Origin of the sequence: Pseudokineococcus sp. 5B2Z-1, assembly GCF_037482305.1 — a bacterium.
In the GTDB taxonomy this organism is placed as follows: Bacteria; Actinomycetota; Actinomycetes; order Actinomycetales; family Quadrisphaeraceae; genus Pseudokineococcus.
The window spans coordinates 408,530-424,684 of record NZ_JBBHZG010000001.1 but is presented as its reverse complement, the minus strand read 5'-3'; the positions used below and the strand labels follow the sequence as shown (position 1 = coordinate 424,684).

The window sequence follows — 16,155 nt, the reverse complement described above, 5'->3', positions numbered from 1 at the left end:
CCCCCCCCCCCCCACGGGTCACGGGTGCAGCAGCACCTTCGTCCAGCCGTCCTCGCGGTTGTCGAAGTGCTCGTAGCCGCTGGCGGCCTCCTCGAGCGAGAGCTCGTGGCTGACGATGAAGCTCGGCTCCGCCTTGCCGGCGATGATGAGGTCGCGCAGCTGGCGGTTGTAGGCCTTGGTGTTGCACTGCCCGGTGCCCATGGACTGGCCCTTGAAGAAGAACTGGCCGAAGGGGAAGCGCAGGCGCCCCTCCTGCATGTCCGGGTCGGGGCCGTTCGGGTCGGCGGGCGGGAAGACGCCGACGACGCCGATGCCGCCGGTCGCGCGGACGACCTCGACGAGGGTGTCGAGCGTGCCGGCCGGGTGCTCGTCGCCCGAGTGGTCGTGGGCCTGCCAGCCGACGGCCTCGACGCCGCGGTCGACGCCGACGCCCTTCGTGGCCTCCATGATCTGCTCCTCGGCCGGGCCCTTCGAGAAGTCGACGGGGGTCGCGCCGACCTGCTCGGCGAGCCGCAGGCGGTCGGCCTGCTGGTCGACGACGTAGACCTGGTCCGCGCCCTGGATCCGGGCGGACAGGGCGGCCATGAGGCCGACGGGGCCGGCGCCCATGATGGCGACGGAGTCGCCCGGCTGGAGGCCGGCGAGCCGGGTGCCGTGCCAGCCGGTGGGGAAGATGTCCGAGAGCATCGTGAAGTCGTTCTCGTGCTCGGTGCCGCCCGGCAGCCGCAGCGCGTTGAAGTCGGCGAAGGGCACCCGCAGGTACTCCGCCTGGCCGCCGCTGTAGGGGCCCATGTCGGCGTAGCCGTAGGCGCCGCCGGCCGAGCCGGGGTTCACCTCGAGGCAGAAGGCCGTCTTGCCCTGCGTGCAGTTGCGGCAGTGGCCGCAGGCGATGTTGAAGGGCAGCGAGACGCGGTCGCCCTTCTTGAGGCGCGTGACGCCGGGGCCGACCTCCTCGACGACGCCCATGTTCTCGTGGCCGAGGACCTTGCCCTGCTCGACGTCGGTCCGGCCCTCGTACATGTGCAGGTCCGACCCGCAGATGTTCGTGGTCGTGATCTTGACCACGGCGTCGGTCGGCGCCTCGATCTTCGCGTCGGGGACGTCGACGACGCTGACGTCCTTGGGGCCGTTGTAGACAAGTGCTCGCACGGTGGAGACCTCCCGGTGCTGTGCGCGTCGGCCCCGTGTCTCGGGGCGCTGGCGTGCCTCGACCGTAGGAACGTCGCGTCCGGGACCGCACGTCGACAACGGTTCTCAGGTGAGTGGCCCGTGGTGGCGCGGCCCCGCTCCTGAGGTGTGCCGACGCGCTGCCCGGGCCACGCTGGGGGGATGGCGAGCAGCGGGGGCGGCCGGGTGCTGGACGACGCCGAGGTGGAGGGCCTCGACCGGTGGTGGCGCGCGGCCAACTACCTGGCCGTCGGCCAGATCTACCTCATGGGCGACGACCCGCTCCTGACCCGCCCGCTGGCGGCGGAGAGCACGAAGCCGCGCCTGCTCGGGCACTGGGGCACGACGCCCGGCCTCAACCTCCTGTGGGCGCACGCCAACCGCTGCGTCCGCGAGCGCGACCTCGAGGCGATGTTCGTCACCGGGCCGGGCCACGGCGGTCCGGCGATCGTCGCGAGCACGTGGCTCGAGGGCACGTGGTCGGACGTCTACCCCGACGTCACCCGCGACGCCGCGGGCATGGGCAAGCTCTTCCGCCAGTTCAGCTTCCCCGGCGGCATCCCCAGCCACGTCGCCGCCGACGTCCCCGGGTCGATCCACGAGGGCGGCGAGCTCGGCTACTCCCTGGCGCACGCGCACGGGGCCGCCTTCGACGACCCCGGCCTCGTCGTCTTCTGCGTCGTCGGCGACGGCGAGGCGGAGACCGGGCCGCTGCAGGCGTCGTGGCAGTCCACGGCCTTCGTCGACGCCGCCCGCGACGGCGCCGTCCTGCCGGTGCTGCACCTCAACGGCTGGAAGATCGCGAACCCGACGACGCTGGCGCGGCTGTCGGACGAGGACCTCGTGGCCCACCTCGGCGGCCGCGGCTACGCCCCCGTCGTCGTCGAGGGGCCGCTCGAGGGGGAGACGTCCGCGGACGTCCACCGCCGGCTCGCGGCCGCGCTCGACGACTGCCTCGACGGCATCGCCGCGATCCAGGCCCGCGCCCGGGGCCGGACCCGCGCCGGCGCGGACGACGCCGAGGTGGCCGACGCCGCCGACGTGCCCCGCTGGCCCCTGCTCGTGCTGCGGACGCCCAAAGGGTGGACGGGGCCGCAGGAGGTCGACGGCTCCCGGGTCGAGGGCACGTGGCGCGCCCACCAGGTGCCGATCTCCGAGGTCCGCGGCGACGAGGACGCCCGCCGCCAGCTCGAGGCGTGGATGCGCTCCTACCGTCCCGAGGAGCTCTTCACCGAGGACGGCGTCCCGCAGCAGGACCTGCTGGACATGGTGCCGCCGCGCGGTCGTCGGATGAGCGACGACCCGCGGACGAACGGCGGGTCGGTCTCACGCCCCCTGCGGCTCACCGACTTCCGCCGTCATGCCGTCGAGGTCCGCGAACCCGGCGGGAGCGTCCACTCGCCCACGACCGTGCTCGGCGACTGGCTCGCCGAGGTGGCGCGTGACAACGGCACGACCTTCCGCCTCTTCGGTCCCGACGAGGTCGCGAGCAACCGCCTCCAGGCCGTCGTCGAGGCCGTCGGCCGGGCGTGGGCCGAGCGCGGCGACGCCGAGGACGACCGGATGCGCCCGTCCGGCCGGGTCATGGAGGTGCTCAGCGAGCACCTCCTCCAGGGCTGGCTCGAGGGGTACCTGCTCACGGGGCGGCACGGCGTCCTCACGAGCTACGAGGCCTTCGTCCACATCGTCGACTCGATGGTCAACCAGCACGCCAAGTGGCTGAAGGTGACGAGCCAGCTGCCCTGGCGCGACCCTCTGCCCTCGCTGAACTACCTGCTGTCCAGCCACGTCTGGCGCCAGGACCACAACGGCTTCTCCCACCAGGACCCCGGCTTCCTCGACCACGTGGCCAACAAGAAGGCCGAGATCGCGCGGATCTACCTGCCGCCGGACGCCAACACGCTCCTGTCGACCATGGACCACTGCCTGCGCAGCCGGCACTACATCAACGTCGTCGTCGCCGGGAAGCAGATGGTCCACGACTACCTGCCCGTGCAGGAGGCGGTCGAGCACTGCGCCCGCGGCCTCGGCATCTGGGACTGGGCCTCCACCGACGAGGGGGAGGAGCCGGACGTCGTCATCGCCTCAGCGGGTGACGTGCCCACGCTCGAGGCGCTCGCCGCCGTCGACCTCGTGCGCACCCACCTGCCGCACGTCAGGGTGCGCTTCGTCAACGTCGTCGACCTCATGCGGCTGCAGAGCGACCGCGAGCACCCCCACGGCCTCTCCGACGCCGAGTTCGACACCGTCTTCACCCACGACCGGCCGGTCGTCTTCGCCTTCCACGGCTACCCGAGCCTCGTGCACCGCCTCACCTACAAGCGCACCAACCACGCGAGCTTCCACGTGCGCGGCTTCATCGAGGAGGGCACGACGACGACGCCCTTCGACATGGTGTCGTCCAACGAGACCGACCGCTTCCGCCTCGCCGTCGACGTCATCGACCACGTGCCCGGCCTCGTCCCGCGGTACGCCGCCCTGCGCCAGCGGCTCCTCGACGCCCGGCGCCGCGCCCGCGAGTTCGCCTACCTCCACGGGGAGGACCCGCCCGAGATCAGCGGCTGGCGCTGGCCCCACGGCGGCGTCCACCACCCCATGCCGGGCGGGCAGGCCCAGGCGCCCCTCGCGGCCGCCGCGGACGACGCGGGCGACCGTCCCGGGTAGCCCACCGGTCGCCGCACCGGAGGGGCTCGGGAAGTGTCGGAGGTCGGGCGCGGTTGCGGCGCAGGTGACCTCCCTCTTCGAGCCCCTGCGGCTGCGCGACGTCGAGATCCCCAACCGCGTGTGGGTCTCGCCGATGTGCCAGTACTCCTGCGACCCGGTCGGCGCCCCCGGCGTCGTCCACGACTGGCACCTGGCGCACCTCGGCGCCTTCGCCGTCGGCGGCGCGGGCCTCGTCCTCACCGAGGCCGCCGCCGTCAGCCCGGAGGGCCGCATCTCGCCGGAGGACGCCGGCCTCTGGACCGACGAGCAGGCGCGCGCGTGGGCCCGGGTCGTCGACTTCGTCCACGCCCGCGGCGCGCGCGCCGGCGTCCAGCTCGCCCACGCCGGCCGCAAGGCGTCGACGTACCGGCCCTTCGAGGCCGCCGGCTCCGGCTCCGTCCCCGCCGCCGAGGGCGGCTGGTCGACGGTCGCGCCCAGCGCCGTGGCCTTCGGCGGCTTCGCCGAGCCGCAGGCCCTCGACGCCGACGGGCTGCGCCGCGTCGTCGAGGACTTCGCCGCGGCCACCCGCCGCGCCGACGCCGCGGGCTTCGACGTCGTCGAGGTCCACGCCGCCCACGGCTACCTGCTCCACCAGTTCCTCTCGCCGCTCGCCAACCACCGCGAGGACGCCCACGGCGGCGACCTCGCCGGCCGCGCGCGCCTCCTCCTGGAGGTCGTCGACGCCGTCCGCGCCGCGTGGCCGGCCGGCAAGCCGGTGCTCGTCCGCGTGTCCGGCACCGACTGGGCCGAGGGCGGCCTCACGCTCGACGAGGTCGTCGAGGTGTCGGGGTGGCTGCGCGAGCACGGCGTCGACCTCGTCGACGTCTCCAGCGGCGGTCTCGTGCCGGGGGCGAGCATCCCCGTCGCCCCGGGCTACCAGGTGCCGCTCGCCGAGGCCGTCCGCCGCGGCGCCGGCGTCGCCACGGGCGCCGTCGGCATGATCACCGACCCCGCCCAGGCCGCCCAGGTGGTGGCGCAGGGCCAGGCCGACGCCGTCCTCCTCGCCCGCGCGCTGCTCCGCGACCCGCGCTGGCCCCAGCGCGCCGCCCGCGAGCTCGGCGTCGAGCTGCCGCTGCCGCCGCAGTACGCCCGCGCCTGAGCCGAGTCCCTCCGGACTCGCGGCGAGGGCGCTCGGGGGGGGGCCCCGAGCGCGCGGCGGCGGGTCCGCGGAGAGCACGTCAGGCCGGCGCCCGGACCCGAGCGAGAGGGGACCGCAGAGCGCCGAGCCAGTGCCGGAGCGGAGCCGGCGGCGCGCGCGCACCCGACCCCGGCGTCCTCCGGGGTGGGGTCCGCGGACGGGCCCGGCCGCGCTCCGGCACTGGCTCGGCGCGCNGAGAGGGGACCACAGAGCGCCGAGCCAGTGCCGGAGCGGAGCCGGCGGCGCGCGCGCACCCGACCCCGGCGTCCTCCGGGGTGGGGTCCGCGGACGGGCCCGGCCGCGCTCCGGCACTGGCTCGGCGCGCGGTGGCCGGCTGCCGCAGGGGTCGGGGCGCCGGCATGACGTGCTCTCCGCGCGCCCGGGCCCGACCGCTCGTGCGCGGTCGGGCGCCGGCCGTGCGGCCCGGTGGCCCGGCCTCTCGCCGCTCGGGCCGACGTCCCGCGGTCAGGCGGGGGCGGCGCCGCCGGTGGCGAGGCGCTCGCGGTGGGCGCCGACGGCGTCGCGCAGCGCCGCGAGCACGTAGCCGGGCACCTCCATGCCCTTCTGGCCGGCCCAGAGGAGCTCGCGCTCGACGCGGGAGATGTCGCGCGCGAAGCCCTCGAGGTCGTCGCCGAGGCCGAGCGTCTGCACGACGCGGCCGTAGTCGGCCTCCTGGCCGGGGCGGTTGACGCCGACGAGGGCGAAGGAGCGACGGCGCAGCACCTGGGTGAGCCGCAGCTGCCAGGGGGCCAGCAGCCCGGCCTGGAGCATCTGCGTGGCGGCCAGCCGGTAGTAGGCGAAGTGGCCGGGCTCCTGCTGCTTGATGGGGGCGACGACGGTGCGCGCCGTCGCGGTCTCGCCGAGCCGCTCGAGCCCCTCGGACAGCCGGTTGTAGGCGAGGACGGCGGACCGCTCGGTCGCGGCGCCCGTCAGGTAGTAGAGGAGGCGCGCCACCTCCTGGACGGGCCGCAGGTGCGCGAGGGCGCCGAGGACGCGGATCTTCGGGCTCACGACCGTCGTGTTCGGCTCGGCCGGCTCCATGCCGAGGTCCTGCTGGAGCCGGTCGAGGATGAGGCCGTGCTGGATCTCCTGGGGCTGCCAGACGTCGGCGAAGAAGAGGCGGTCGGTCTCGTCGACGTCGGGCAGGAGGGTGAGGAGCTCGAGGACGTTGCGGTCGACCTCGAGCTCCACGCGCGACAGGTAGGAGATGACGGGCCCGAAGGCTTCGCGCACGGCTGAGGGGTCGTGCACGGTCCGGTCGACGCTGTCGAGCGGGATCGGGGGGTGCTTCTCGCCGAGCTGGAGGACGTGGTCCCTCAGCTGCTGCGGCGTGATCGTGGCGCGCGGCACGGTGCAGATCTTAAGGACCTCCGACGGTCGGCGAGCAGGGCCTGCCGACCCGGTTCGCTAGCGTCGCGGGCGTGGACGACGACGGGGGCGGCGGGCCGGCGCCGGGTGACGGGCTCGCCCTGGAGCTCGCGGGCCTCGTCAAGCGCTTCGGCGGGCGCGCGGTCGTCGACGGCGTCGACCTCGCCGTCCCCGTGGGGTCCGTGACCGGGCTCGTCGGGCCCAACGGCGCCGGGAAGACGACGACGCTGTCCATGGCGACCGGGCTGCTGCGGCCCGACGCCGGGACGGCGCGGGTGCTCGGCCACGACGTGTGGGCCGACCCCGTGGGCGCCAAGCGCCTGCTGGGGGTGCTGCCCGACGGGATGCGCCTGTTCGACCGGCTCTCCGGGCGGGAGCTCGTCCGCACGACGGGGGAGCTCCACGGCCTGGCGCGCTCCGTGGCGCGCGAGCGGGCGGAGGAGCTGCTCGACGTCCTCGGCCTCACCGGCGCCGGGGACGAGCTCGTCGTCGACTACTCCGCCGGCATGGCGAAGAAGGCGGCGTTGGCGTGCTCGCTCGTGCACGCGCCGCGCCTGCTCGTGCTCGACGAGCCGTTCGAGGCCGTCGACCCGCTGTCGGGGGCGTCCATCCGCGGGCTGCTCGGGGACTTCGTCGCGGGCGGGGGCACCGTGGTGCTCAGCAGCCACGTCATGGAGCTCGTCGAGCGGCTGTGCGACCGCGTCGCCGTGGTCGCCGGCGGCCGTGTCCTGGCCGCCGGGACGCTCGAGGAGGTGCGGGGTGGGCGCACGCTCGAGGAGCGTTTCGTCGAGCTCGCCGGCGGCGGGGAGCGCGGGGGCGGCGAGGGGCTCGCGTGGTTGCGGCGCTCCTGAGGCTGCGCCTCGCGCTGTGGCGCGGGGCGCTGCGGCGCGACACCTGGCGGGTCGTCGTCCTCGTGCTCGGCGGCCTCTACGGCCTCGGGCTCCTCGCCGCGGCGCTCGTCGGCCTCGCGGCGCTGGCGGGCGCCCCCGTCGAGGTGGCGCGGGCCGTCGTCGTGGCCGGGGGAGCGCTGCTCGTCCTCGGGTGGACGCTCGTCCCGCTGCTGGCCTTCGGCGTCGACCCGTCCCTGGACCCGGCGCGCTTCGCGACGCTGCCCGTGCCCCCGCGCCCGCTGGCCGTCGGGCAGCTGCTGGGCGCCCTGGTCGGGGTGCCGGGGGCCCTCACGCTCCTGCTCGGGGCGGGGACGGCGCTGGCCTGGCTGCGCGGCCCTGCCGCGCCGGCCCTCGGGCTCCTCGGCGTGGTGGGGGGCGTCGTGGGCGTGTTGACGGCGGTCGCGCTCGGGCGCCTCGTGACCTCGGCGGCGGCGGGCGTCCTCGGCGGCCGCCGCGCCGGTGAGGCGACGGCGGTGGTCGGGGTCCTCGCCCTCACGCTCCTCGGGCCGGCCTTCGCCGCCGCCGGGGCTGTCGTGCCGGCGGTCGCCCTGGACGACGTCGCGCGCGCGCTCGACGTGCTGGCGTGGACGCCGCTCGGTCTCGCCTGGGCGGCGCCCGCGGACGCGGCGGCCGGGGCGTGGGGCACCGCCCTGGTCCGCCTGGCGCTCGCCGTCGTCGCCCTCGTCGCCCTCGTGCTGCTCTGGGCGGCCGTGCTGGCCCGGCGCCTGGTGAGCGCGCGGCCGCCGTCCGCGGCGGCGCCGGCGCACCGGCGCGACCTGCTCGCGCGCCTGCCGGAGGGGCCGCGGTGGGCGGTCGCCGCGCGCTGCCTGCGGTACTGGCGGCGCGACCCGCGCTACGTCGCCGCGGCCGCCAGCGCCCTCGTGCTGCCCGTCGTCCTCGCGGCGCTCGCCGGGCTCGGGACCCTCCCCGCCGGCGCCCTCTGGGTCGTGGGCCCCGTGGCCGGCCTGCTGCTCGGCGCGTCCCTGCACAACGACGTCGCCCTCGACGGCCCCGCGTTCTGGGCCCACCTGGCCGCGGGCCTGCCGGGGCGCGAGGACCGCGCCGGGCGCACCGCCGCGCTCCTGCTGTGGGGCCTGCCGCTCGTCCTCGTCGCGAGCGTCGTGGGCGCGGTCGTCGCGGGCGCTCCCTGGGGCGCCGGGGCCGCCGACCCCGGCGACTGGCTCGGCCGGGCGGCGGGGGCGCTGGGGGCGGCGCTGGGGCTCCTGCTCTCGGGGGCGGGGGTGTCCGCCGTCGTCAGCGCGGTGCGCCCCTACCCGGCGCAGGCGGCGGGGGACAGCCCCTTCTCGCAGCCGAGCGGTGCGGCGCTGCCCGGCGCGCTCGCCCAGCTCGTCACCACGGGGGCGACGGGCCTGCTCGCGCTCCCGGCCGTCGCGCTCGCGCTCACCTCCGCGCTGTGGCCCTGGTGCGGGGCGCTCGCCCTGGTCGCGGGCGCGGGCCTCGGGGCGCTGGTCGTCCGCGAGGGGGTGCGGCGGGGCGGTGCGCTGCTCGACCGGCGGGGTCCGGAGCTGCTCGCCGCGGTGCGCCGCGACCGCTGAGGCGGTGCGGCAGGATGCCGCCCATGCCTGCTGCGCCGAGCGTCTCCTACTCGATCACGGTCCGCCTCGAGCTCCCGGCGCGGCCCACCGCCGTCAGCGAGCTCACCTCGGCCATCGAGAGCGGGCACGGCATCGTCACGGCGCTCGACGTCACGGCCTCCGGGGCGGGCCGGGTCCGGGTGGACGTGACGTGCGCCACGCGCGGCACCGACCACGCCGACGAGATCGTCGAGCACCTGCGCGCGCTCGACGGCGTCGACATCGGCCGCGTGTCCGACCGGACCTTCCTCGCCCACCTCGGCGGCAAGATCTCCGTCGAGCCGAAGATGCCGATCCGCAACCGCGACGACCTCTCGCTCATCTACACGCCCGGCGTCGCCCGGGTCTGCGAGGCCATCGCCAAGGAGCCCGCCGACGCGCGGCGCCTGACCATCAAGCGCAACACCGTGGCCGTCGTCACGGACGGCACGGCGGTGCTCGGCCTCGGCGACATCGGCCCGCTCGCGGCGCTGCCGGTCATGGAGGGCAAGGCCGCGCTCTTCAAGCGCTTCGGCGGCATCGACGCGTTCCCGATCTGCCTCGACACGACCGACACCGAGGAGATCATCAGCGCGGTCAAGGCCATCGCCCCCGTCTTCGCGGGCATCAACCTCGAGGACATCGCCGCGCCGCGGTGCTTCGAGATCGAGGACAGGCTCCGCGAGGAGCTCGACATCCCCGTCTTCCACGACGACCAGCACGGCACCGCCATCGTCTGCACGGCGGCCCTGCTCAACGCGCTGAAGGTCGTGGGCAAGCGGCTGCCCGACGTCCGCGTCGTCATGTCCGGGGCCGGGGCCGCCGGCACCGCGGTGCTCAAGCTGCTGCTCTCCGCCGGGGCGCGCGACGTCGTCGTCGCCGACATCGACGGGGTGGTCCACACGGGGCGGCCGGGCCTGCACCCCTCGGCGCGCTGGACGGCCGAGCACACGAACCCGCGCGGCCTCACGGGCACGCTCAAGGAGGCGCTGGCGGGGGCGGACGTCTTCATCGGCGTCAGCGCGCCCAACATCCTCACCGGCGAGGACATCGCCACGATGGCGGCCGACGCGGTCGTCTTCGCGCTCGCCAACCCGGTGCCGGAGGTCGACCCGACGGCGGCCGCCGAGCACGCCGCCGTCGTCGCCACGGGGCGCAGCGACTTCGCCAACCAGATCAACAACGTGCTGGCGTTCCCGGGCGTCTTCCGGGGGCTGCTCGACGCGCAGTCGCACTCGATCGACGAGGACATGCTCCTCGCGGCCGCCCGGGCGCTCGCCGCGGTCGTCGGCGAGGACGAGCTCAACGCGGCCTACATCGTCCCGAGCGTCTTCCACCCCGACGTCGCCACGGTCGTGGCGGACGCCGTCGAGGCCGCCGCCCGGGCCGCCGGCGCGGGGGAGACCCCCTCGCCCGTCGTCGCCGCGACCGAGGCCGCCGCCGAGGCGGGCGAGGACGTCGGCTCCTCCGCGGGCGCGGTCGCCGGCACGCTCTGAGGGCCCGGCCCGGCGGCCGCCGTCGACGTGCCCGGGGGCGACCGCCGGGGCGCCCGTCGCGCGGCCGGTCCGGGCGGTGGCGATGATGGCGCCGTGGCGACGGACGGCGACCGGTACGTGGGGCGGCTCCTCGTCGCCGCGCCCTCGCTGTCGGAGCAGGAGTTCCGCCGCACCGTCGTCCTCGTCCTCGACCACGACGACGCGGGGGCGCTCGGCGTCGTGGTGAACCGGCCCCTGCCCGTGCGGGTCGACGCCGTGCTGCCGCCCTGGCAGGAGCACGTCACCGAGCCCGCGCGCCTGTTCCGCGGCGGGCCCGTGGCCCTGGACTCCGCGCTCGGCCTCGTCGTCGTCCCCGGCGACGGGCCGGAGCCCGTCGGCGTGCGCCGCATCATCGGCGCGCTGGGCCTCGTGGACCTGGACGCCGTGCCCGCCGACGTCTCCCGCTCGGCCTCGGGGCTGCGGATCTTCGCCGGGTACGCGGGTTGGAGCCCCGGCCAGCTCGAGGGGGAGGTCGCCGAGGGCTCCTGGCTCGTGCTCGACGCCGAGCCCTCCGACGCCGTCACCCCGCGCCCGGCCGGCCTGTGGGCCGACGTGCTGCGCCGCCAGCCGGGCCGGCTCTCGCTGCTGGCGAGCTTCCCCGAGGACCCGACGCACAACTGACCCGCCCGGCGCACGACTGACGCGCCCCGCGCCCCGCGCCCCGCCCCCGCCCGGGGACATGTGTGGCCATGTGGCCCTCCCGCCGGGCCCTCCTGGGGCGATGTGTGGCCATGTCGCCCCTGCAGCGCGTTCCAGGGGCGACATGGCCACACGTCGCCCTGCGGGAGAGCGTTCCGAGGGCGACATGGCCACACGTCGCCCCGCGGGGGAGCGTTACAGGGGCGACATGGCCACACGTCGCCCTGCGGCGAGTCCCCTCAGGGCGACATGGCCGCACGTCGCCCGTGAGGGCGGCGCGGGCGTCGTCGCTACCCGCCGCCGGGGGCGCGCCGACGTAGCATCGGCGCCCATGAGCACCTCCTCGCCCGAGCCCCCCGACGGCCCGTCGTCGGACCCGTCGCGCTCCGCGACGTCGGTCCTCGAGCGCGAGGTCGTCGAGCAGCCGCAGCTGTCGGAGCCCGGTGACCACGAGCGCTTCGCGCACTACGTGCGCAAGGAGAAGATCATGGAGTCGGCGCTGTCGGGGGAGCCCGTCACCGCCCTCTGCGGGAAGGTCTGGGTGCCGGGGCGCGACCCGAAGCGGTTCCCGGTCTGCCCGCAGTGCAAGGAGGTCTACGAGGGCCTGCGCGAGCCCGCCGACGGCGGCGGCTCCGGCGGCGAGAAGTGACGGCGGCCGCCCGGCCGACCGGGGGCGCACCGGCCGCGTGAGCACCCGCACCTCCCGCGCCGTCCCCGCCCAGGGGGCGCAGCGCCGCGCCAGCACGCCCGCGCGAGCCCTGCGCGCCTGGCAGAGCGCCGCCCTCGACCTCTACGACGCCGAGCCCGGCCGCGAGGACTTCCTCGTCACGGCCACGCCCGGCGCCGGCAAGACGACGTTCGCGCTGGCCCTCGCCTCCCGCCTGCTCGAGCGCCGCGTCGTCAACCGCGTCGTCGTCGTGTGCCCGACCGACCACCTGCGCACCCAGTGGGCCGACGCCGCCGACCGGGCGGGCGTCGTCCTCGACCCGGCGCTGCCCAACAGCGTCGGGCCCGTGCCCGCCGGCGCCCAGGGGTACGTGACGACGTACGCGCAGGTCGCGGGCAAGCCCGCGCTGCACGCCGCGCGCTCCACCGCCAAGCGCACCCTCGTCGTGCTCGACGAGGTGCACCACGCCGGTGACGGGCTCTCGTGGGGCGACGCGTGCGCCGAGGCCTTCGAGGGCGCGCGCCGCCGCCTGTGCCTGACGGGGACGCCGTTCCGCACCAAGCCCGGGGAGCGCATCCCCTTCGTGCACTACGAGGACGTCGGCGGCGGGGAGCTCCGCAGTCGTGCCGACTACACCTACGGCTACCGCGAGGCGCTCGCCGACGCCGTCGTGCGCCCCGTCGTCTTCGCCGCCTACACCGGCACGTCGCGGTGGCGGAACAGCGCGGGCGAGGTCGTCGCGGCGTCGTTGTCCGAGCCGGGCACGCGCTCGGTCGAGGCGGCGGCGTGGAAGACGGCCCTGGACCCGCGCGGCGGCTGGGTGCCCCACGTCGTCGCGGCCATGGACGACCGGATCACCCACCTGCGCGAGACGGGCATGCCCGACGCCGGAGGTCTCGTCCTCGCCAGCGACCAGGACGACGCCCGCGCCTACGCCGACGTCGTCAAGCGGGTCACGGGGACGGCGCCCGTCCTCATCCTCTCCGACGACCCGAAGGCGTCGCGGAAGATCGAGGACTTCGCGGCGGGCACCCAGCGGATGGCCGTCTGCGTCCGCATGGTCTCCGAGGGCGTCGACGTGCCGCGGGCGGCCTGCCTGGCGTGGATGACGAGCTACCGCACGCCCCTGTTCTTCGCCCAGGCCGTCGGGCGCGTGGTGCGCTCCCGCTCGCCGCGGGAGTCCGCCACCGTCTTCCTGCCGGCCGTGCGACCGCTGCTGGCGCTGGCGGCCGAGCTCGAGAGCGAGCGCGAGCACGTCATCCCGGCCCCGGCTCAGGCGCCCGACGACGCCCTCGACCTGCTGCCCCCGCCGGAGCGGGAGGCGTCCGACGCCGTCGGCCAGCACGAGTCGCTGGAGGCCGACGCGCAGTTCGCGCACGTCCTCCACGGCGGCCGGGCGGTCGTCGCGGAGCCGGCGGGCCCGGAGGACGAGGAGTTCCTCGGCATCCCGGGCCTGCTCACGCCGGAGCAGACCGCGTCGCTGCTCGCGAGCCGCGACGAGGAGACCCGACGGCGGATCGCCGCCTCCCGCGGGGGCGAGGGGGCCGAGGACGAGGGGGACGCCGTCGAGGACGCGCCCGAGGAGCCCGACGAGGCCGCGTGGCGCAGCACCGCGGGCCTGCGACGGGAGGTCAACCGGCTCGTGGGCCAGCTCGCGGCGCGCACGGGCGTCCCCCACGCGGTCGTCCACCGGCGCCTGCGCACCGAGGTGCCGGGGCCCGGCTCGGCCACCGCGTCGCCCGAGCTGCTGGCGCGGCGGCGCGACCACCTGCTCGCCTCCCTCTGACGTGGCCGCCCGCCCCGCGGCCCGCCCGCCTGTGGTCCCATCTCCTGAGATGCGCCGCGGTCGAGGCGTGGACCGCGAGAGGATCTGCGGCGGCGCCCGCCCGCTCGGGGTCGGCGCTCCGCCCGGCGTCCCGGTCCTGACCTGCGGAGGTGCTGCGTGAACGAGCGCGTGCTGCGCGTGGCGCTGCTCGGCTGCGGCGTCGTCGGCTCGGAGGTGGTCCGCGAGCTGCTCGAGCAGCCCGAGGAGCTCGCCGCCCGGTGCGGCGCGCGCCTGGAGCTGGTCGGCGTCGCCGTCCGCCGCCCCGGCCGCCAGCGACCGCCCGGCCTCGACCCGGCCCTGCTGACGACCGACGCCGAGGGCCTCGTCGAGCGCGCCGACCTCGTCGTCGAGGTCATCGGCGGCATCGAGCCCGCCCGCTCGCTGCTGCTGCGGGCCATGGCGCACGGCGCGTCGGTCGTCACCGCGAACAAGGCGCTGCTCGCCGAGGACGGCCCGCGGCTCTACGAGGCGGCCGACGCCGCGGGCGTCGACCTCTACTTCGAGGCGGCCGTGGCGGGGGCCATCCCCATCGTCCGCCCGCTGCGGGACTCCCTCGTGGGCGACCGCGTGGACCGCGTGCTCGGCGTCGTCAACGGGACGACGAACTACGTGCTCGACCAGATGGACACGACCGGCGCGGGCCTCGACGAGGCCGTGCAGGAGGCGCAGGCCCTGGGCTACGCCGAGGCCGACCCGACGGCGGACGTCGAGGGCTTCGACGCCGCCGCGAAGGCCGCGATCATCGCCTCGCTCGCCTTCCACACGCGGGTGGGTGCCGCCGACGTCCACCGCGAGGGCATCACGGGCGTCACGGCCGGGGACGTCGCGGCCGCGCGCGAGGCCGGCGCCGTCGTCAAGCTCCTCGCGATCTGCGAGCGCACGGCCGGGGACGACGGCGACCCCGAGGGCCCGGGCGCCGGCGTCTCGGTGCGCGTGCACCCGGCGATGGTGCCGCGCACGCACCCGCTGGCGGGCGTGCGCGGCGCCTTCAACGCCGTCTTCGTCGAGGCGCGCGGGGCCGGGCCGCTGATGTTCTACGGGCAGGGCGCCGGCGGCGCCCCGACGGCCAGCGCCGTCCTCGGCGACCTCGTCGCCGTCGCCCGCCACCGGGTCACCGGGGGCCGCGGGTCGTCGGAGTCCGCCCACGCGGACCTGCCGGTGCGGCCCATGGGGGAGGCGCTGACCCGCTACCACGTGCGCCTGGAGGTCCAGGACCGGCCGGGCGCGCTGGCGCAGGTCGCGCAGGTCTTCGCCGACCACGGCGCGAGCGTCGAGACGGTGCGGCAGACGCCGCTCGGCGACGGCGCCGAGGGCACGGCGGCGCTCGTCGTCGCCACGCACGAGGCCCGCGACGCGGCCCTGGCCGCGACCGTGGAGGCGCTGGAGGCCGCCCCGGCGGTGCTCGGCATCACCTCGGTCCTGCGTGTCGAGGGCGCCTGAGCCGCACGACCGCAGGAGCACTCGGCCCGGCGGCGACGCCGGCGGGCCGCCACCCGGAGCCCGCGCCCGTCGGGGGCGCCGACGAGGCGCGACGAGCGCCGCAGGAGGGGAGCTGACCGTGGCCCACGTCTGGCGCGGCGTCATCGAGGAGTACCGCGACCGGCTGCCCTTCGGCGGCGACGACCCGGTGGTGACGCTGGGGGAGGGCGGCACCCCGCTGGTGCGCGCGCACGCGCTGTCCGAGCGCACCTCCTGCGAGGTCTTCGTCAAGGTCGAGGGCTGCAACCCCACCGGGTCGTTCAAGGACCGGGGCATGACGTCGGCGATCTCGCGGGCCAAGGGGCTCGGGGCGCGGGCCGTCATCTGCGCGTCCACGGGCAACACGTCCGCGTCGGCGGCGGCCTACGCCACGGCGGCGGGGATGGCCTGCGGCGTCCTCGTCCCCGAGGGCAAGATCGCGCTCGGCAAGCTCAGCCAGGCCATCGCCCACGGCGCGACCCTGCTGCAGGTCGACGGCAACTTCGACGACTGCCTCACGCTGGCCCGCAAGCTCGCCGAGGCCTACCCGGTCGAGCTCGTCAACAGCGTCAACCCGTACCGCATCGAGGGGCAGAAGACCGGCGCCTTCGAGGTCGTCGACGTCCTCGGCGACGCGCCCGACGTCCACTGCCTGCCCGTGGGCAACGCCGGCAACATCACGGCGTACTGGAAGGGCTACACGGAGTACACGACGTCGTCGCCGCAGCCGGGGCCCGCGACGCGGACGCCGCGGATGTGGGGCTTCCAGGCCGCGGGCGCGGCGCCGATCGTCCTCGGGCACCCCGTCGACGCGCCCGACACGCTGGCGACGGCGATCCGCATCGGCAACCCCGCGTCGTGGGAGCAGGCGGTCGCGGCCCGGGACGACTCCGGCGGGCTCGTCGCGAGCGTCACCGACGAGGAGATCCTCGCCGCGCACCGGCTCCTGTCGAGCGAGGACGGCGTCTTCGTCGAGCCGGCCTCGGCCGCCGGCGTCGCCGGGCTGCTCCAGCGGCACGCCGCGGGCGACCTCGACCCGGGCCTGCGCGTCGTCGTCACGGTGACGGGCCACGGGCTCAAGGACCCGCAGTGGGCGCTGCGCGCGGCGGACGGCGAGGAGGTCTCGCCGGTGCGCGTGCCCGTCGACGCCATGACCGCCGCGGCCGCGCTCGGCCTCGAGGGCTGAGCGCC

Annotated in this window: 12 protein-coding genes; 10 read left to right on the top strand and 2 right to left on the bottom strand. The window is 76.6% G+C overall.

All coding sequences use genetic code 11. The features are described 5' to 3' along the window. Nucleotides 1-18 precede the first annotated feature (18 nt). A complete protein-coding gene (locus WDV85_RS01785; RefSeq protein WP_339568978.1) occupies nt 19-1,149 on the bottom strand; it encodes a glutathione-independent formaldehyde dehydrogenase in 1,131 nt (376 codons plus the stop codon). A gap of 180 nt (nt 1,150-1,329) precedes the next feature. Here WDV85_RS01785 and WDV85_RS01780 point away from each other — a divergent pair, with 180 nt between their 5' ends. Further along, entirely contained in the window at nt 1,330-3,831 is a 2,502-nt protein-coding gene (locus WDV85_RS01780) for a phosphoketolase family protein (protein ID WP_339568977.1), read from the top strand. A gap of 64 nt (nt 3,832-3,895) precedes the next feature. Continuing rightward, a complete protein-coding gene (locus WDV85_RS01775; RefSeq protein ID WP_339568976.1) occupies nt 3,896-4,969 on the top strand; it encodes an NADH:flavin oxidoreductase/NADH oxidase in 1,074 nt (357 codons plus the stop codon). Between the two features lie 504 nt (nt 4,970-5,473). Here WDV85_RS01775 and WDV85_RS01770 read toward each other — a convergent pair. After that, on the bottom strand, nt 5,474-6,358 hold the full coding sequence (locus tag WDV85_RS01770; protein WP_339568975.1) for a GTP-binding protein LepA: 885 nt from the start codon (nt 6,356-6,358) through the stop codon (nt 5,474-5,476). A gap of 71 nt (nt 6,359-6,429) precedes the next feature. On the opposite strand from WDV85_RS01770, the gene WDV85_RS01765 reads away from it, so the two are divergent. The 8 genes from WDV85_RS01765 to thrC all read left to right on the top strand — a co-directional run bounded on the left by WDV85_RS01765 (nt 6,430) and on the right by thrC (nt 16,150). Then, nucleotides 6,430-7,227, top strand: coding sequence for an ABC transporter ATP-binding protein (locus tag WDV85_RS01765; RefSeq protein ID WP_339568974.1), 798 nt, complete (start codon nt 6,430-6,432; stop codon nt 7,225-7,227). Next, nucleotides 7,209-8,822: a hypothetical protein gene (locus tag WDV85_RS01760; protein WP_339568973.1), complete on the top strand. Its 1,614-nt coding sequence runs from the start codon at nt 7,209-7,211 to the stop codon at nt 8,820-8,822. The genes WDV85_RS01765 and WDV85_RS01760 overlap by 19 nt, the downstream gene beginning before the upstream one ends. 23 nt (nt 8,823-8,845) lie before the next feature. Beyond that, nucleotides 8,846-10,336 (top strand): NAD-dependent malic enzyme, encoded by a 1,491-nt coding sequence (locus WDV85_RS01755; RefSeq protein ID WP_339568972.1) that lies wholly within the window; start codon nt 8,846-8,848, stop codon nt 10,334-10,336. 93 nt (nt 10,337-10,429) lie between these two features. Further along, complete coding sequence (locus WDV85_RS01750) at nt 10,430-10,996, top strand: YqgE/AlgH family protein (protein WP_339568971.1); 567 nt, start codon at nt 10,430-10,432, stop codon at nt 10,994-10,996. Between the two features lie 349 nt (nt 10,997-11,345). Then, nucleotides 11,346-11,663, top strand: coding sequence for a DUF3039 domain-containing protein (locus tag WDV85_RS01745; protein WP_298805670.1), 318 nt, complete (start codon nt 11,346-11,348; stop codon nt 11,661-11,663). A 37-nt stretch (nt 11,664-11,700) separates the two neighbouring features. Then, nucleotides 11,701-13,467 (top strand): DEAD/DEAH box helicase, encoded by a 1,767-nt coding sequence (locus WDV85_RS01740; protein ID WP_339568970.1) that lies wholly within the window; start codon nt 11,701-11,703, stop codon nt 13,465-13,467. A 156-nt stretch (nt 13,468-13,623) separates the two neighbouring features. Beyond that, a complete protein-coding gene (locus WDV85_RS01735; RefSeq protein WP_339568969.1) occupies nt 13,624-14,946 on the top strand; it encodes a homoserine dehydrogenase in 1,323 nt (440 codons plus the stop codon). A gap of 118 nt (nt 14,947-15,064) precedes the next feature. Further along, nucleotides 15,065-16,150 (top strand): threonine synthase, encoded by a 1,086-nt coding sequence (thrC, locus tag WDV85_RS01730; protein WP_298805676.1) that lies wholly within the window; start codon nt 15,065-15,067, stop codon nt 16,148-16,150. Nucleotides 16,151-16,155 lie beyond the last annotated feature (5 nt).